The organism is Duganella sp. GW821-FHT07G03 (assembly GCF_059418605.1).
The window spans coordinates 13,934-30,922 of sequence record NZ_JBWKQE010000006.1 but is presented as its reverse complement, the minus strand read 5'-3'; the positions used below and the strand labels follow the sequence as shown (position 1 = coordinate 30,922).

Here is a 16,989-nt window from a genome sequence, read left to right as displayed (position 1 = left end):
ATGGACACCAGGCGGGAGCAGGAAAAGACGGTCGACAGCAGGCAAGCGGAGAGCCGGTCGACAGCGGCTTCCCTTTACCCCGGGGAATGGTGCTGGATTTTTTGGGCCGGTATTCTGGCTCGCCTTCATCCTTGTCCGTGTCTTCCCGCGTGTTACGGCAGTGACGTGTTGACGGACTCGTCTGGCTTACAGCAGCGGGGGCTACACCGGAATTGCACCGGTTTCCCGTTTAACGCCATCTCCGTACGGATCTGGCGCACCCAATGTTGCATATTACACCAGCTCGCCGACACGTGCCAAGCGAAACCAAATCGCGCGCAACCGGTATCATGCGCGCTGGAACGTCTTCAAGGAAATGCCATGACAGTGCAGGGAAAAGTTTATTTGATCGGCGCGGGGCCGGGCGCGGCCGACCTGATCACGGTGCGCGGCGCGCGCTTGCTGGCGCAGGCCGACGTGGTGCTGTACGACGCGCTGGTCACGCCGGAGATGCTGGCCTTGTGTCCGCAGGCGCAGCTGATCTCGGTCGGCAAGCGCTCCGGCCAGCGCTCGACCGCGCAGACGCTGATCAACCAGCAGCTGGTCGAATCGGCGCAGCGCCACCGGACGGTGGTGCGGCTCAAGGGTGGCGACCCGATGCTGTTCGGCCGCGCCGACGAGGAATTGCGCGCGCTGGAGGCCGAGGGCATCGAGGTCGAAGTCGTGCCCGGCGTCACCACCGCGCTGGCCGCGGCCGCGGCCACCAAGCAGCCGCTGACGCGGCGCGGCGTGGCCCGCAGCGTGGCCTTCTTCACCTCCAGCACCGCGCCCGACGAACCGCAGCACCCGGCGCTGCCGGCCACCGACACGCTGGTGCAATACATGGGCGGGCGCGAAGCCATCGCCACCGCCACCCGCCTGCTGGCCGAGGGCCGCCGGCCGGATCTGCCGGTGGTGGTGATAGAAAACTGCAGCCGCGCCGACCAGCGGATTGCGCGGCTGACGCTGTCGGACCTGGCCGACGGCCTGGAAGCGGCGCACGGCCCGGTGCTGGTGATGATCGGCGAAGCGCTGCAGCAGCGTGTGCACCAGCCTGACTAAGACCATAACCTCGCCGCGACGGGAAGCCTATCGCGGCGGCGGTAACGAAATTGAAAATCGGCTCGAGGCCCGAGTATGAAAGTTCATACTCGGGCCTCGACGCCTGGCCCCACCCATCTCAAAAGAACCCCATGTAATCAATGGCTTGGTTCAATAGTCCGGCTTGCCATTCCGATGGCACGGATAGTGCTATCTCTGTTGTGAAAAGTATATTCGATGGCGGTCATCCGTTTCGGATCGCTTTTTACTACAAATAAAACGGAGACAAAAAATGAACAAAGTAATTCCCGCCCGAACGCGCAAGCCAGCTTCTTGACGTAAGCGCCGGCACCGCCCGTCTGGCGGCGCCGCTTGCGCGTCACTCCATCGCTAATTTCACGGCTGACCGAGCCCGGACCTTGCTCCCGCAGGTCCGGCGGGTATCGCTGCACCCTCGATTTTCCGGATGCGGCGCTCCAATGCGCCCGGTCGCGTGATCGTACCTACCGCACAATTTAATTGGATCGTTTATGAAAGCATCATTAGTAGCTGGTCTCTTGCTCGCCTCCGCAACCGGCGCCGCCTCGGCGCAATCTGGCATCACCGTCTACGGCATACTGGACGCGGGCATCGCCCGCGAAACAGGGGGCGCCGATGGCGCGGTCAACAAGCTGGCCACTGGCGTGCAGTCCGGCAGTCGGCTGGGCTTCAAGGGGCAGGAGGACCTGGGCAATGGCATGAACGCCCACTTCGTGCTGGAGAACGGGCTCGATCTCGACACCGGCAAGGCGCGCCAGAACGGCGCCTTGTTTGGCCGCCATGCCTATGTCGGCCTGACCACCAGCGCCGGTACCGTCAACCTGGGCCGTCAATGCAACCCGATCTTCATCGCGCTGGACGGCATCGACCCCTTTGAAACCGGCTTTACCGGCGCCGCCACCAATCTGATGAGCATCGGCACGGCACGTACCAATAACACCATCAGCTATGCGACGCCCAAGCTGAATGGACTGTCGGCCACCGCGCTGTATGGTTTTGGCGAACAGGCCGGCGATAGCACCTTGGGCCGTACCATCGCTTTTTCCATCGACTATGCCGCGGGCCCGTTGGTGGGAACCCTGGCATATGACAGCCTGAAGGTCACTTCTTTCAATACGATGAAAGAGGTCCTGCTGGGCGCCAGCTACAACTTCGGCCCCGCCACCGTGCACGCCGCGTTTGAAACCGAAAAGAACGACGTCGGCGGCGATTTCCGCGACTTCCTGCTGGGTGCCTCGGTGCCGCTCGGACAGGGCAAGCTGCTGGCCTCGTATGTGAAAAAGCAGGACCGTTCCGCGACCCAACGCGGCGGAAGGCAGCTTGCGGTGGGCTATACCTACGCTCTTTCCAAACGCACCAACCTCTACAGCTCATACGGCACCCTCCGCAACGAGCTGGCCGCCACCAATGTGGTCGGCGATGCCTCCAGCGGCGGCAGCGCGCCGGCAGCTGGAAATGGATCGCGAGCACTGGCGCTCGGGATCCGGCATAAGTTCTGACATCTCGGCGAATCAAACCCACAAAGCACCACCGGGGTTGGCCCCCTTTCGGGATCAGCCCCTATCCCACCCCTGATCTTTCTTGGAGACTCTATGTACGTTACTATTTCCTCCCGTCTGCTGTCCGCGCTGTGCGCCCTGGCGCTGCTGGCCGGGGCCGCTCCAGCGGTCCGCGCCGCTGACGCCGCGCCATCGGCCCATGTGACCATCCTGGCCACCGGCGGCACCATCGCCGGCAGCGGCGCCACCAGCACCACCACGGTCGGCTACACCGCCGCCACGGTCGGGGTCGACCGCCTGATCCAGGCCGTGCCGGAACTGGCCAAGGTGGCGCAAGTCAAGGGTGAGCAAGTGTTCCAGATCGCCAGCGAAAACATGAGCAACGAACACTGGCTGGTGCTGGCCAAGCGCGTCAACACGCTGCTGGCGCAGCCGGACGTCGACGGCATCGTCATCACCCACGGCACCGATACTCTGGAAGAGACCGCCTACTTCCTGGATCTGGTCGTCAAGAGCAAGAAGCCGGTGGTGCTGGTCGGCGCCATGCGTCCGGGCACCGCGCTGTCGGCCGACGGCCCGATCAACCTGTACAACGCGGTACTGCTGGCGGCCAGCAAGGAAGCCATCGGCAAGGGCGTGCTGGTGTCCTTGAACGACCAGATCCAGGGCGCGCGCGACGTCACCAAGACCAACACCTCGACCCTGGACAGCTTCAAGACGCCGGAACTGGGCATGCTGGGCTACATCCAGGGCAACAAGCCTTACTTCTACCACACCAGCACGCGTCAGCACACGGCCGACACCGAGTTTGACATCAGCAAGCTCGACGCGCTGCCGCAGGTCGACATCGTCTACGGCTACGCCAACGTCGGCCCGGTCGCGCTGAACGCACTGGTGGCCGCCGGCGCCAAGGGCATCATCCACGCCGGCGTCGGCGATGGCAGCCTGGCCACCAAGGTCGCCCCTGCGCTGACCGCAGCCCGCAAGCAAGGCGTGCTGATCGTGCGCTCGGCCCGCGTCGGCCAGGGCATCGTGGCGCGCAACGGCGAGGCCAACGACGACGCGCTGGACTTCGTCGTGTCCGACACGCTGAACCCGCAAAAGGCGCGCATCCTGCTGATGCTGGCCCTGACCAAGACCAGCGACAGCAAGGAAATCCAGCGCATGTTCTACACCTACTGAGTCGATCCGATTTTCGAGGGTTGAACGGGACCAAAGCCAGTCGGGCCACACAAGGAAGGGCTGGTTGTGGGCCCGCGCGATGCCATAAAGTCCACAAAAAACAACAGGTGAGAAAGGGAGAGATTTGGAGGGGCTTGCTCAATGGATAATTTTTGATATTAAAAAAATGTAAATACAAAAATAATCCTTAGTTCAACCGCTAGGAACCTCCATGAAATCTCGCATTTTTTCCAAGCCGGCGCTGTTATGCCTCGCTGTCCTTGCCACAACCACGCAGGCCGCGCAGACCGACCACGCCGCCCCCGTCCTCACTGCGGCCACCAAGCTACGCCTGGTGAATCCGCCGGCCCAGCTGCTGGAAAGCCTGCGCGCGCCCACCCGCGCGTCCGCCAAGCCGGGAGGCCTGGAAAAAGCCTACGATCTTTTCATTCGCTACGCCGACGGCACGATTTACAATCCGACCACCGGCGACTACGACAAGGTCAGCCTGCGCGCCTACCAGCAACGCACCGACAAGGGATGGAACGCCGAAGATCCGACGTCCTCCTCCTTCCTCGCCCCCACGGTGGTGATGCGGCCAGGGCAAACCGTCCGCTTTCGGCTGTACAACCAATTGCCGGAGCAGGATCCAAAAAAATGCGCCAGCACGGATATCAATTTGCCCAGCCACAAGGGCTGCTTCAACGTCACCAATCTGCATTCCCATGGCTTGTGGGTTTCGCCGTCCGGCAACAGCGATAACGTCCTGCTCGCCATCCATCCCAACGTCAACTTCGAGTACGAGTACAACATCCCTTCCGATCATCCTGCCGGCACCTTCTGGTATCACCCGCACACGCACGGCTCGACCGCAATGCAGGTCGCCAGCGGCATGGCCGGGGCGTTGGTGGTGGAAGGCGCGCGCTATCCCACCGCCAAGGCGAACGGCGACCTCGACATCCTGCTGAAAAAATTTCAGCCGCGTCGGGGCAGCGCTGCGGAAGTGCTTCTGCTGCAGCAGATCCCCTACGGCTGCGTCAACGACAATGGCGACGCAACCAGGCCTTGCGCCAGCGGCGAAACCGCCGGGATGGAGGGGTTCGGACAGGTCGAACCGCCCGACGCCTGGAGCACATCGGGACGCTACACCTCCGTCAACGGCAAGGTCCAGCCCATTCTGGAGCTGGCTGCCCGCCAGCTGCACCGCTGGCGCGTGGTCGACACCGGCTTCCAGGCGTCGATCGCCTTCCACATCCGCCGCGCCAAGGACCCGGCCAAACTGCTGGAGGCGATCAGCAAGCCCAACCAGGATGAAAAGGTGATGGCATTGTGCGACGGTGAAGACGTCACCCAGTTCGAAGTCGCCGCCGACGGGCTGACGCATGAAAAAATCATCCGCAAGCAAGTCAATTTCCTCATGCCCGGCTATCGCAGCGATATCTTGTTTTCACTGCCGGCAACCGGTGCATACTGCGTGTTCGATGGCGAGACCAACCTCAATCCTGCCAGTCCCGAGAATGCGGACAAGGGAGCCGTTCCCAACACCCGCTTGATCGGTGTGATCCGCGCAACCCCTCCTTCGCCAGCGGCGGCGCCAACGCCGGCTGAGCAGTCGCCTGAGGAATTCCTGCTATCGCAATTACAGGGCGCGTTCAACGCCATTGCTCCAGCAATACGGCCGGCCAATCTCAGGCATGAAATAGCGGCGGATCTGAAGCAATTCAAACTCAGCAGGTTTGCACCGCATCCGGACTTCACCGCGGAGGACGTGGCCCGCTTGCGCAGCGCGCCCAAGGAATATGTGACCTTCAACATCGCAGGCATCAAGGACGAGGCCAGTGGCAAAGACATCACCCGCTTCCTGGTCGAGCCGGCAGACCGGCCGCAACCTTCGCTGGAAGACGTCTACCATCCCGGCCGCATAGACCACAAAGTGGTGCTGGGCACCGATCAGATGTGGGTGCTGCAGTCCAAGCGGGGCGGACATCCGTTCCACATTCACGTCAATCCATTCCAGATCATCAGCATTACCAATACGGCGGGCGAACCGGTCGCTCCCCACTATCAGAACATGGTCGGCACCTGGAAGGACACCCTGCTGGTACTGCCGAAGCACAAGATTGAAATCGCCACCCGCTACGAGCGCTACATTGGCGAGTACGTACTTCACTGCCATATCCTGGAGCACGAAGACCAGGGCATGATGCAGAACGTCAAAGTCGTGCTGCCGGACGGAAGGGGCGGAGCTGCGGGCGACGCCCACCAGCACCACTAATCTCCCCTCCCCCTTGCCGGAGCGCTACGCATGAACCCTATCCTCCTGACTGTGCTGGCCGGCCTGCTGTTGGCCGGTCCGTTCTCCGCGGGGGCGCAGGACGACGTGCGCCCGGTGCACTACCGGAAGAACATCGACGACCTGACGCCTGCCGAGCTGGAAGCCTTCAAGCATGCCGTGGCCGAGCTGAAGAGCAAAAGCCAGCTCAATGTTTACGACCGCAGCGGCTACCTGTGGCAATCCTGGGTGCATGACTGTCCGGCGGTGCAAGTCAACCAGACGCGTGCAGCGCCGCTGTCCCCGCAAGATCTGCAGCAAGTGCTGGCCAACCCGAATCGCAACAGCTGCGATGTCAGAGGCTTCCTCGACTTCGGTCCAGGAATCGATACCAACTTTCACCCCGAGCGTCCAGGCGAGTGCGAGCACCAGAAGAACACCTTCCTGCAATGGCACCGTGCCCAGCTGTACTACTTCGAGCAGGCACTGCAAGCCTCGGACCCCGACGGCCAACGCGGCCCCAGCACCCGTGACGTCGCACTACCGTACTGGAACTTCACCCGCAAGCCCAGCGGCGTGCGTTATCCGCAGGCCTTCGAAGATCCAGGCTCGCCGCTGTTCGACGCCACCCGCATACGCGCAAGGCTGCCGAGCGCGATGGCGACCGCCTCGCCGTATCTGCTGGCCTACCAGATCTATTACATGGACTGGCCGGAATTTGGCGGTGACGAATATGGCAGCAACGGCGGCGGCGCGCTGGAAACCCGCATTCACAACCACATGCATGCGTTCTACATCGGCGGCAATATGGCCGACAACGCCACCGCAGGCATGGATCCCCTGTTTTACGCCTTCCACAATTTCCTCGATTACAGCCTGGAGAAGTGGCTCGACGAACATGGCGACGCCGGCATCACCGGCAACGGCCGCAGCGCCCAAATGCGCGCGCAGCAGGATGGCAAGCTGCCCAAGCCGATCGGATGGAGCGCCGGCAGCGCAGGCACGCTCCCAGCCGCCGACAGCTACACGCCGCACATGGGACAAGCCGATCTTTACTTCGACACCATCAAGCAAGGCTATGGCTATCAGCCGCCTTACGGTGGCGAGTTCATCCGCAGGAATGCGATCCAGCGGCTGATCGATGCGCACCAGGGCGCCGGCTTCGTCTTCGGCGACAATCAAAAGAGCCTGTTTGCGGCACTGTTGAGCGACGACGCCGCCGACGGCCCGGTCGGCCAACCCAGCATCACGGTCGGCAGCAAATACGCCATCCCCACCGCCACCGGGACCACAAAGCGCTACCTGCGCCTGCAGCGCAAAGCGGACGCACCCGACTACAGCTTCCAGGCCGACGTCTACCTGCATCCCGGCCCGCCCAGGATCGCCGACAAGGCTTTCCGCGACCGCTATCTGGTCAGCAGCACCAGCCACTGGGCCTTGTCCGGCCACGGCCATGGAGGCGCACTCTGCATTGCCATAGAAGTCAACGGCATCCTCAACAGCCTGGTGCCAACCCATCATGGCGCCGCCTGGCATCTGACGGCGGCCGTCACCACCAACGAGCGCGGCGCGGGACAAATCAGCCAGGCGAATTTCGAGCTCCCGGTGATTTCCGCCAACGGCTGCGCACCAGTACCACATCAACATTGAGGGCGCTATGAGCGAACCGAAAAGTTTCATGCGTGACGTACTGGTCTTGTTCTTCAAATACGCGAACGACATGCAGAACCAGGCCCCACCGATCAATGCGCCCAATGGCGCGGGTCTGAAGATCCTGTATCTGAACGATTACGCCAGCGTCAAGGAATTCCATTACGCGATACAGGTCGCCATCCACGGCTACGACTGCGACCGCGACGGCAAGTGGCGGGTTCCCCCCGCGCAGCGGCTGCGCAAGCAAGGCGGCGGCACCGAGGACTGGGTGGCATCCGCACCGCACCCGATGCCGCCGGACGGCCGCATGCCGCAGCAGGCGATCGATATCTTCGACCAATGGGTTCGGGACGGCATGCTGCCATAAGACGTAGCTCACAGGAGAACAAGATGGCGTACACAGGTCTCAGGATACATCCGGCCATCGGCATTGCCCGCGTCGGCAGCAGCGAGGAATACTACCTGGGCCCGGAAAGCATGGCCGGCATGCGCCAGCCCGGCCAGGACACGACCGGCGGCCTGCCGATCAGGCCGGGTACCGAACGCGACACCATACTCAGCACCGAGCTGCGCGACAGCTGCGGCAGACTGAAGCGGCAGGCGGCGCGCTTCCGCATTGACCAGTATGCCTTCGACAGCGCCGACGGCGCGGAAACCTGGCCGGCCGGCCCGGCCAGCGAAGTGCAGCCCGGCAGCGTGGTGGACGGCAAGGTGGTCGCGGACATCATCTGGACCGTGCATCTGGCGAACAAGAAGGCCAACAGCTGGCAAGGCGGCAACGGCGTCCAGCCTTTCGTCGACGGCCAATTGCCCGCGCTGCGCAATCCGGATTTCGGCGCCCTCGACAATGCGTCGCGCCTGAGCAAGCTCGTCATCGATGCCGGGCCGCGCGCGCTGCTGGGCAGCGCGCAACATGCGATCCAGTTCGACGCCGGGACCACGCCCTGCTACGGCGACGCCGCCAGCGCCGCCATCTGCGCCGCACCGAACTATCCGCTGTCCTTCCCGCTGCCGGGCGACGCGGCGGTGCCCGGCAGCGTGATCCGCTCGCTGGGGGCGCTCCGCACGGAGAGCACGGGCCGGTTGGTGGTGCTTGGCGGTTATGGCAAGGCCTGCGCGTTCGACGCGCTGGGCAAGCACGTGCCCAGCGCGGCGCTCGATGGCGACGTCAACAACAACAACTGGTTCGACGATGTGTCCGATGGCCCGGTCAGCGCCATTCTGCTGTTTGCCGACGGCAGCGCGCGCGAGGTCGAGGGCGGCGCCTGGGTTATCGCCACCGATCCGGCCTATGCGCCGCAAACGCCCAACGTGGTCACCTTGTGGGACGAGCTGTACTGCACCTGGCTGGAGCAGCTGGCGCTACGACCGACGGTTTACGCCGGCCAGCGTTATCAGTCCAGCTATCGCACCGACTTCGACGCCGAGGTGCTGCCGGTCCTGCGCGCCGCCGCGCTGCAAAAATGGACCACCTTCCTGCCATCCAGGGCCATCAAAGGACACGACCTGTTCGCCGACATGAAGGCTGACCAGCGCAACGGATTCAAGATCATGAACTTCCTGCGTCCGCCCGGCCAGGACCATGAGCCTGCCACGGCCGCGCCCATGATGCCGCTGTCGCTGGGTGACGCCAACCAGAGCCTGCTGTCGCTGACCCCGGCACAATACTTCTTCATGGGCCAGTGGGCGCATGACTTGTACGCCACCGGCAGCGAACCGGCGCCAGTGCTGGCGGCCGGCGAGGCGCTGGACAAGACCGTGCTGTTCAACTGCCTGGGTGGACGTTTCAGTCCCGGCATCGAGATGAGCTTTATCGTGCGCGATACGAACTTGTACCAACGGGGCTGGCAGCGGCACGACAGCGGCGGCCCGTTCCGCATCAACCGGCAACGCCTGAACTATCGCGACGCCGTCGCGCAGCAGCCGTTTCTGGGCATCGGCTACACCCCCTTGCGCGACACGCCGGTGCAACCCGGCGACCTGTCCAAATTCATGGCGCTGCCGTGGCATACCGACTATAACTCCTGCGCCACCCACATGCCGGCGCCGAATCCTGGCGGCGTCCTGTATGACACGGAGCAGGCCATCGCCGACGCCACCGCGGTGGTCACCGACCCGGATACCATCCGGCCCAACACGCTGCTGTACTCCTCCTGGCCAGCGCAGCGTCCGGTCGCGGTCTACACCTACGACGATCTGGTGGCCAGCGGCGGCGGGCAACTGCCAGCGCCCCGCTTCTCGGTGCGCGGGCCCGGTACCCGTGCCGACGTGCCCAGGGTGCCGGACCCGCAGAATAAAATCGACCGGCCAGCGCTGCATGTCGGCCGCTACCAGCAGCGTGCGCAGTTCCTGCAGGACTGGGACAAGATCGGCGTGGTTCTTCAAATTACCGCTATCTCCCCGATGCCCACGCCGCCGAAAAACAAGGACCTGTACCTGGAGGTGGCCAGCCTGTTCACAAGCGACGACAGCAATTTGGCCGAGTCCTGGCGCAACACCGCAATCGACGCCGTCTATCCACCGCCTGGTTCGCCGTCCAAACCGTGACGGCAGCGCCGACGCCGCGCTACCGGGTCGCCGTCGTTGGCGGCGGGCCGGCCGGAAGCGCCTGCGCGTTGACCTTGGCGCGTCAAGGCATGCAGGCGGTGTTGCTGATCGAGGCCGGCGACTACACGCAATTCCGCATCGGCGAGAGCCTGCCGCCGTCGGCCAATCCCTTGTTGCACGAGCTGGGGCTGGCGCCGGCTTTCCTGGAACAAGGGCACGCGCCCTGCCATGGCAGCTGTTCCTACTGGGGTAGCGCGCAGCGCGGCTACAACGATGCGTTGATGGATCCGCTGGGGCATGGCTGGCATCTTGACCGCGCACGCTTCAACCGCCTGCTGGCGGCGCAGGCACAGCAAGCGGGGGCGGAGCTGCGCATGCTCACCACCTTGGCATCCTCCGCGCCAGCCGCCAGCGGCGGCTTCTACCTCCAGCTGGCAACCGATCGTCAGCAGACCACGGTCCACGCCGACTTTGTCGTCGATGCCAGCGGCGCGCGCGCAGTGTTTGCGCGCCAGCGCGGCAGTCGCAAGCTCGACACGCTGCCGCTGGTGTGCCTGGCGATGCGCTTTGCCCCGCCGGCGGATGCCCCCCAATCCGGACTGACGCATCTGGAAGCGGTAGAGCATGGCTGGTGGTATGCCGCCCACCTGCCCGACGCCAGCCTGCTGCTGACTTTTTACAGCGATGCGGCCACCGTCAAGGCTTTGCGCCTGCAGCACCCGGAGCGCTGGCTGAGCGCGCTTGCGGCGGCGCCCAACACCGCCAGGCTGGCAGGCGACAGCGCGCCGCTGGCCATGGATGTACTCAGTTTTCCAGCGCCGTCCTACCGCCTCGACCGGCTGCACGGGGCCGACTGGATAGCCATCGGCGACGCCGCCTGCGCTTACGATCCCATCACCTCCCAGGGCATCGTCAAGGCGATCAGTAATGGGATCACTGCGGCGCGGACGATCCATGACCGTGCCAGCGCGGCCTGCGCGAACGGTATCGCCGAGGACTATCGACGCTACCTCGTTATGCGCAACACCTACTACAACTGGGAACAGCGTTGGCCAAACGCGCCATTCTGGCGCCGGTTGCACCAAAATTCGCTTGATCAGCCGATGATGCAACTCAGCTCGCTCTAAGGCATTGAATTTATTGGGGAATTGTGGTGCGGCTGGCGGGGATCGAACCCACGACCCTTGGCTTCGGAGGCCAATACTCTATCCACTGAGCTACAGCCGCGCTGGGGGAATTTCTGAAGTGTGCCGTAGGATACCGTTTTTATCGAGGGCCGTCCATGGAAAGTGTCGTTTTGAGCATCTTAGCGTTTCCATGCAGGCATTTTTGAGTCTATAATCGCCCGTTTGGTGAAGGTTTTGCAAGGCAGCTGGTTGATACATTTCTTCTCACGCCACCCGGCTTCGAAATTAGTCTGTTAAGGAAATCATGAGCGACGCACATAACGAACACGAATCCGCCATCAGAACGCCCAAGCAGCTCGTTGCTGCTGTTGTCGGCTTCTTTGGAGTCACAGTAATTGGCATCATCCTGCTGGTGCAGTACGTGACCGCAGACAAATTGACCGGCACCGGCTCCAATAGCCAGGCCCCAGAAGAAATCGCTACCCGCATCGCCCCCGTCGCGGACGCCGGCTTTACGCTGAAAGACTCCAGCGCACCGAAAGTGCTGCAGACCGGCGAAGCCATCTACACCTCGACCTGCGCAGCCTGCCACGGCAGCGGCGCCGCCGGTGCACCGAAATTCGGCGACGCTGGCGCCTGGAGCGCGCGTATCGCCCAAGGTTACGATACCGTACTCAAGCACGCCGTCGAAGGCCTGCGCGCCATGCCAGCCAAAGGTGGCAATCCGGATCTGGACGACGTGGAAGTGGCGCGCGCCGTGGTCTACATGGCCAACAAAGGCGGCGCCAAGTTCAAGGAGCCTGAAGTACCGGCGCCGGCAGCGGCCACGCCAGCCAAGTAAGCCCCGCCTCTCCAGAAGAACCGGCCCCAAGCGGCCGGTTTTTTTACGCCCGGATCATTTGCGGCCGGTGACGATCTGGTATTTCTTCAGCTTGTCGTACAGGGTTTTGCGCGGCACCATCAGGTTGTCCGCCGCCAGGCCGACGTTGCCGTCGACCGCCGACAGCGCCTGCACGATCAGCTCGCGTTCGTGGTGGTCGACCTGCTGCGGCAGCGACACGGCCACGCCGTCGGCCGCAGGCGCCAGCACAGGCGCCGCCGCGGCGGCGATGCCCAGCACCAGCCGCTCGGCGAAGTTGCGCAGCTCGCGCACATTGCCCGGCCAGTCCGCCGCCTGCCATTGCGCCATCTGCTGCGCGCTCCAGTCCGGCATCGGGCGATGGTAGCGGGCGGCCGCGTCGGCGGCGAAATGGGCCAGCAGCAGCGGGATATCGTCGCGCCGGTCGCGCAGGCGCGGCAGGTCGATGCTGACCACGCCGATGCGGTAGTACAAGTCCTCGCGGAACAGGCCCTGCGCGCTCAACTGTAATAGATCAAGTTTGGTGGCGGCCACGATGGTGCAGTCCAGCGCGACGGTCTCGTTGGCGCCCAGCCGTTCCAGCCGCCGCTCCTGCAACACGCGCAGCAGCTTGACCTGCAAGGCCATCGGCATGCTTTCGATCTCGTCGAGGAAGACGGTGCCGCCCTGCGCGTACTCCAGCTTGCCGATGCGGCGCTTTTGCGCGCCGGTGAAGGCGCCCGCCTCGTGGCCGAAGATCTCGCTTTCAAACACCGATTCCGGCAGCGCGCCGCAGTTGATGGCGACGAAGTTGCCCTTGCGTCCGCTGGCGGCGTGCAGCAAGCGCGCGGCCACTTCCTTGCCGGTGCCGGTCTGGCCGTTGATCAGCACGTCCACGCCGGCCGGGGCGATGTTGCGGATCAGGACTTTCAGTTGTTCGATGGCGGCCGAGCGGCCGACCAGGTCGGGCACGTCCGGATGCTGGGCGCGGGCGCTGCGCAGCTGGCGGTTTTCCAACACCAGCCGGCGCCGTTCCTGGGCGCGGCGCACCGCTTCCAGCAGGCGCTCGGCCGCGAACGGTTTCTCGATGAAGTCGTAGGCGCCGCTGCGCATCGCGGCCACCGCCATCTCGACGTCGCCGTGGCCGGTGACGACGATGACCGGCAGTTCCGCGTCCAGCGCTCCGGCCTGCGCCAGCAGCTCCAGGCCGGAACGGCCCGGCAGGCGCACGTCGGTGACGATCACGCCGGGATAGTCGGCTCGCAGCAGCGCCAGCGCTTCCTCGGCGCTGGCGCAGGCCTGCACGCTGAAGCCGCCCAGTTCCAGCGTCTGGCTGGTGGCCAGGCGCAGCGCGGCTTCGTCTTCGATCAAAATAGCCTGCACTTTATGCTCCCTCTTGTTGTAGTGGCAGGCGCAGCTCGAAGCGCGCACCGCCATCCGCTTGATTATGCGCCGTCAACTGGCCGTTCATGGCCTGCACGATCGATGACGAGATCGCCAACCCCAAGCCCAATCCCTTGCCGGACGGCTTGGTGGTGAAGAACGGCTCGAACAGATGCGCCACCACCTGATCCGGTATGCCGGCGCCGCTGTCGCTGATGCTCACCAGCGCGCACGCGCCGTCGCGCTCCAGGCGAATGGCCACTTCGCGCCGCTCGGCCGTCTCCACCGCGTCGAGCGCGTTGCGCAGCAGGTTGATCAGCACCTGTTCGATGCGCACGCTGCTGCCGGTCACTTGCAGGCCGTCGGCAGCGGCGATGTCCAGCGCGACGGCGTGGCGGCGGAACTCGCTCTCCAGCAGAAACGCCGAAGCCCGCACCGAGGCCGCCAGGTCGACCACGGCCACCGTTTCATCCTTGCGCGCGAAGCCCTTCAGCTGGCCGATGATGGCGCCCATGCGCGCGCTGGCCTCGCTGATGTGGCCGAGGTTGCCCTCGACCTGCTCGCCCTGACCGCGCGCCAGGAACACGCGGGCGTTGTCGGCGAAGGCGCGGATCGCGGCCAGCGGCTGGTTCAGTTCGTGGGTGATGCCTGCCGCCATCTGGCCCAGCATCGCCAGCTTGCCCGCCTGGACCAGCTCGTTCTGCGTGGAGCGCAGCAGATGCTCGGTCTCCTGCAACTTGGCGTACTTGCTCTCCAGATGCTGATTGGTGGTGCGCAGTTGCTGCGTGCGTTCGACGATTTTGTCGTCCAGCTCGTCGGCCGCCTTTTGCAGCGCGGCGGCCGAGGCCATGCGTTCTTCCAGACGGCGGCGGCGCTGGTGCAGCGCCCAGCTCGACACCGCCGCGCAGGCCAGCAGCAGCGCCGCCGCAGCGGCCCACTGCACGCCGGTGCGCACCACGCGCGACTGGCCAGGAAACAGCATCAGCTGCCAGCCCAGCTGTCCCACCGATTGCGTGACGAACAGGTCGGCATGCCCGCTCAGCGGCGTGATCTTCTGGCCGGTGTATTGCTGGGTGTGCGCCAGTTGGCGCTCGGTGTCCGCGTCCAGCGCGTGCAGGCTGCGGTAGATCCAGTCCGGGCGGTTGCTGAGGAAGATGACGCCGGTGCTGTCGGCCAGCACGATGGCGTCGTCGCTGCTGCGCCAGGTGCGTTCGAAGTCGGCCAGGCTGATCTTCACCGCCACCACGCCGGTGACCGGGCCACCGGCCGTGCCGTTGCGATACACCGGCTGCGCGATGAAGTAGCCGGCCTCGCTGGTGCTGGTGCCGATGCCGTAGAAGCGCCCCGCCCTGCCGTGCAGCGCGGCGTCAAAATAGGGGCGATAGGAAAAGTTCTTGCCGACGAAGCCCAGCGGCTGGTCCCAGTTGCTGGCGCCTATGGTCAGGCCGTCGCGGTCCATCACGTAGATGGCGCCCACCTTGGCCTGCTGCTGGATGGTTTGCAGCGCGCTGTTGAGGCGGGTGATCGCTTGCGCATCGGCCGGATGCGCCAGCGCTTCAATCAAGTCGGGCTGGAAGCCCAAAACAAAGGGTAGCGTTTCATATTTTTGCAGCAGCGATTGCAGGTCCGGCGCCATCAGTTGCAACTGGCGCTGGCCCTGCTGCCGCAGTTCTTCGCGCGCGCGCCAGGTGCCGGCCAGGTAGGACCCGGCAATCACGCCCAGCGCGCACACGAGTGCGAACAGCAGTAGCAGGTTTTTTTGAGCGCGCATACGCTGATTCTACTGCACCTGCTCAGTCCACCGCCGCCATGCGCATCTCGTCGTTGTGGTGGCGTTGCTGCTCTTCCATCACCAGCTGGCCCAGCTCGCGCTTGAGCGCGTTGAACTCGGCGGAGGCCGGATCGCGCAGGCGCGGCAGTTCCACCATCAGGTCGCGCTTGACGGTGCCGGGACGGTAGGTCATCACGACGATGCGGTCGGCCAGGTAAATCGCCTCCTCGATGCTGTGGGTGACGAAGATGATGGTCTTCTTCAGCTCGGCCCAGATGCGCAGCAGTTCATCCTGCAAATTGCGGCGGGTCAGCGCATCGAGCGCGCCGAAGGGTTCGTCCATCAGCATGATCGGCGAGTCCAGCGCCAGCACGCGGGCGATGGCGACCCGCTGGCGCATGCCGCCCGACAGGTCTTTCGGGAAGCGGTGCTTGAAGTCGCTCAGCGACAGCATGCCCAGCAGCTGATCGACCTTGGCCGTGATCTGCGCCTGCGGCATGCCTTTGATTTCCAGACCGAAGGCGATGTTCTTTTCCACCGTCATCCAGGGGAACAGTGCGTACTCCTGGAACACCATGCCGCGTTCCGGGCCAGGGCCGGTGACCAGCTTGCGGTCGGCGGTGATGGCGCCGGACGACGGCAGCGAGAAGCCGGCGATCGCGTTCAGCAGCGTGGACTTGCCGCAGCCCGAAGGCCCCAGCAGGCAGACGAACTGGCCTTGCGGGATCTCCAGGTTGATGTCCTTGAGCGCGATCACTTCGCGGCTGTCGGTCTTGAAGACCTTGTTGACGGCTTTGACTTCGATATGGGTCATGTCAGTTCTCCAGGCCGCGGTGCCAGCGCAGCAAATGATTGTTCAGTTTGTTCATGCCGACGTCGATGATCAGGCCCAGCAGGCCGATGCTGATCATGCCGGCGATGATTTTGTCGGACCAGAAGTATTCGCGCGCTTCGAGGATGCGGAAGCCGAGGCCGTTGTTCACGGCGATCATCTCCGATACGATCACCACGATGAAGGCGGTGCCGATGCCGATCCGCACGCCCGACAGGATGTAGGGCACGGCGGCCGGCAGCATCACGCGGACAAACATGGTGCGCTGGCTGACGCCGAGGTTGCGCGCGGCGCGGATGTAGATGCCGTCCACCTGGCGCACGCCGGCGATGGTGTTGACCAGCACCGGGAAGAAGGCGCCCAGCGCGATCAGGAACACGGCCGGTGCATTACCCAGGCCGAACCACAGAATCGCCAGCGGAATGTAGGCGATCGGCGGAATCGGCCGCAGCACCTGCATCAGCGGATTGAACCACGCATACATGCGCTGGCTCGATCCCATCAACAAGCCCAGCGGCAGCGCCAGGCCGGCGCCGATGGCAAAGCCGACGATCACGCGGTACATGCTGCTGAAGGTGTCGCCCAGCAGCTCGCCGGAAAATGCCCAGCCCAGCCACGATTGCGCGGACGGATCGTAGGCCGTCAGCGGCAGCAGGTATTCGATCCACTTGTGCACCACCGCGAGCGGCGACGGCAGCACCTGCGGATTGACCCAGCCCAGCATGGCGCTGGCTTGCCACAGGGCGACGATAAGGATGGGCACGACCGCGCCCGAGGCGGATTGCCGCCAGTCTTGCTTGCTCATGAT

Annotated in this window: 14 protein-coding genes, 1 tRNA gene and 1 riboswitch; of the genes, 9 read left to right on the top strand and 6 right to left on the bottom strand. The window is 64.4% G+C overall.

The genetic code is table 11. From position 1 onward, the window contains the following. Positions 1–87: 87 nt before the first annotated feature. A riboswitch (cobalamin riboswitch) is annotated at positions 88–279 on the bottom strand. Between the two features lie 81 nt (positions 280–360). Then, on the top strand, positions 361–1,080 hold the full coding sequence (cobA, locus tag AC07OK_RS10100; protein WP_494690190.1) for a uroporphyrinogen-III C-methyltransferase: 720 nt from the start codon (positions 361–363) through the stop codon (positions 1,078–1,080). A 137-nt stretch (positions 1,081–1,217) separates the two neighbouring features. Here cobA and AC07OK_RS10095 read toward each other — a convergent pair whose 3' ends face one another. Continuing rightward, positions 1,218–1,511, bottom strand: coding sequence for a hypothetical protein (locus AC07OK_RS10095; RefSeq protein ID WP_494690189.1), 294 nt, complete (start codon positions 1,509–1,511; stop codon positions 1,218–1,220). 78 nt (positions 1,512–1,589) lie between these two features. Here AC07OK_RS10095 and AC07OK_RS10090 point away from each other — a divergent pair, with 78 nt between their 5' ends. The 7 genes from AC07OK_RS10090 (at position 1,590) to AC07OK_RS10060 (ending at position 11,357) form a co-directional block, all read left to right on the top strand. Further along, positions 1,590–2,597: a porin gene (locus AC07OK_RS10090; protein WP_494690188.1), complete on the top strand. Its 1,008-nt coding sequence runs from the start codon at positions 1,590–1,592 to the stop codon at positions 2,595–2,597. Positions 2,598–2,690: 93 nt separating this feature from the next. Then, complete coding sequence (locus tag AC07OK_RS10085; protein WP_494690187.1) at positions 2,691–3,779, top strand: type II asparaginase; 1,089 nt, start codon at positions 2,691–2,693, stop codon at positions 3,777–3,779. 211 nt (positions 3,780–3,990) lie between these two features. Next, on the top strand, positions 3,991–6,033 hold the full coding sequence (locus AC07OK_RS10080; RefSeq protein WP_494690186.1) for a multicopper oxidase family protein: 2,043 nt from the start codon (positions 3,991–3,993) through the stop codon (positions 6,031–6,033). A 30-nt stretch (positions 6,034–6,063) separates the two neighbouring features. Beyond that, positions 6,064–7,680 carry a tyrosinase family protein gene (locus tag AC07OK_RS10075; protein ID WP_494690185.1) on the top strand — a complete coding sequence of 539 codons (1,617 nt, stop codon included), beginning with the start codon at positions 6,064–6,066 and terminating at the stop codon, positions 7,678–7,680. A 28-nt stretch (positions 7,681–7,708) separates the two neighbouring features. Next, positions 7,709–8,050, top strand: a complete 342-nt coding sequence (locus tag AC07OK_RS10070) for a hypothetical protein (protein ID WP_494690184.1) — start codon at positions 7,709–7,711, stop codon at positions 8,048–8,050. Positions 8,051–8,073: 23 nt separating this feature from the next. Further along, a complete protein-coding gene (locus AC07OK_RS10065; protein ID WP_494690183.1) occupies positions 8,074–10,230 on the top strand; it encodes a LodA/GoxA family CTQ-dependent oxidase in 2,157 nt (718 codons plus the stop codon). Beyond that, complete coding sequence (locus AC07OK_RS10060) at positions 10,227–11,357, top strand: tryptophan 7-halogenase (RefSeq protein WP_494690182.1); 1,131 nt, start codon at positions 10,227–10,229, stop codon at positions 11,355–11,357. Before AC07OK_RS10065 ends, AC07OK_RS10060 begins: the two co-directional genes overlap by 4 nt. A gap of 24 nt (positions 11,358–11,381) precedes the next feature. Here AC07OK_RS10060 and AC07OK_RS10055 read toward each other — a convergent pair. Then, positions 11,382–11,457: transfer RNA gene (locus tag AC07OK_RS10055), tRNA-Arg, on the bottom strand. 204 nt (positions 11,458–11,661) lie between these two features. Between AC07OK_RS10055 and AC07OK_RS10050 the strand changes: the two genes are divergently transcribed. Continuing rightward, entirely contained in the window at positions 11,662–12,198 is a 537-nt protein-coding gene (locus AC07OK_RS10050; protein ID WP_494690181.1) for a c-type cytochrome, read from the top strand. Between the two features lie 54 nt (positions 12,199–12,252). Here AC07OK_RS10050 and AC07OK_RS10045 read toward each other — a convergent pair whose 3' ends face one another. Genes AC07OK_RS10045 through AC07OK_RS10030 form a run of 4 tightly spaced genes read right to left on the bottom strand, consistent with a single transcriptional unit; the run spans position 12,253 to position 16,986 of the window. Further along, positions 12,253–13,632: a sigma-54-dependent transcriptional regulator gene (locus tag AC07OK_RS10045; RefSeq protein ID WP_494690180.1), complete on the bottom strand. Its 1,380-nt coding sequence runs from the start codon at positions 13,630–13,632 to the stop codon at positions 12,253–12,255. Next, positions 13,580–15,349 carry a sensor histidine kinase gene (locus tag AC07OK_RS10040; RefSeq protein WP_494690179.1) on the bottom strand — a complete coding sequence of 590 codons (1,770 nt, stop codon included), beginning with the start codon at positions 15,347–15,349 and terminating at the stop codon, positions 13,580–13,582. Before AC07OK_RS10040 ends, AC07OK_RS10045 begins: the two co-directional genes overlap by 53 nt. A 22-nt stretch (positions 15,350–15,371) precedes the next feature. Next, positions 15,372–16,163, bottom strand: coding sequence for an ABC transporter ATP-binding protein (locus tag AC07OK_RS10035; RefSeq protein ID WP_494690178.1), 792 nt, complete (start codon positions 16,161–16,163; stop codon positions 15,372–15,374). A 1-nt stretch (position 16,164) separates the two neighbouring features. Beyond that, positions 16,165–16,986, bottom strand: a complete 822-nt coding sequence (locus AC07OK_RS10030) for an ABC transporter permease (protein WP_494690177.1) — start codon at positions 16,984–16,986, stop codon at positions 16,165–16,167. Between the last annotated feature and the right edge of the window lie 3 nt (positions 16,987–16,989).

What these genes read in the sequence shown, in the direction of transcription:
- cobA (WP_494690190.1), top strand. Translation starts at nt 361, where the DNA reads ATGACAGTGCAGGGAAAAGTTTATTTGATCGGCGCGGGGCCGGGCGCG.
- AC07OK_RS10090 (WP_494690188.1), top strand. Translation starts at nt 1,590, where the DNA reads ATGAAAGCATCATTAGTAGCTGGTCTCTTGCTCGCCTCCGCAACCGGC.
- AC07OK_RS10085 (WP_494690187.1), top strand. Translation starts at nt 2,691, where the DNA reads ATGTACGTTACTATTTCCTCCCGTCTGCTGTCCGCGCTGTGCGCCCTG.
- AC07OK_RS10080 (WP_494690186.1), top strand. Translation starts at nt 3,991, where the DNA reads ATGAAATCTCGCATTTTTTCCAAGCCGGCGCTGTTATGCCTCGCTGTC.
- AC07OK_RS10075 (WP_494690185.1), top strand. Translation starts at nt 6,064, where the DNA reads ATGAACCCTATCCTCCTGACTGTGCTGGCCGGCCTGCTGTTGGCCGGT.
- AC07OK_RS10070 (WP_494690184.1), top strand. Translation starts at nt 7,709, where the DNA reads ATGCGTGACGTACTGGTCTTGTTCTTCAAATACGCGAACGACATGCAG.
- AC07OK_RS10065 (WP_494690183.1), top strand. Translation starts at nt 8,074, where the DNA reads ATGGCGTACACAGGTCTCAGGATACATCCGGCCATCGGCATTGCCCGC.
- AC07OK_RS10050 (WP_494690181.1), top strand. Translation starts at nt 11,662, where the DNA reads ATGAGCGACGCACATAACGAACACGAATCCGCCATCAGAACGCCCAAG.
- AC07OK_RS10045 (WP_494690180.1), bottom strand. Translation starts at nt 13,632, where the DNA reads ATGGCGGTGCGCGCTTCGAGCTGCGCCTGCCACTACAACAAGAGGGAG.
- AC07OK_RS10040 (WP_494690179.1), bottom strand. Translation starts at nt 15,349, where the DNA reads ATGCGCGCTCAAAAAAACCTGCTACTGCTGTTCGCACTCGTGTGCGCG.
- AC07OK_RS10035 (WP_494690178.1), bottom strand. Translation starts at nt 16,163, where the DNA reads ATGACCCATATCGAAGTCAAAGCCGTCAACAAGGTCTTCAAGACCGAC.
- AC07OK_RS10030 (WP_494690177.1), bottom strand. Translation starts at nt 16,986, where the DNA reads ATGAGCAAGCAAGACTGGCGGCAATCCGCCTCGGGCGCGGTCGTGCCC.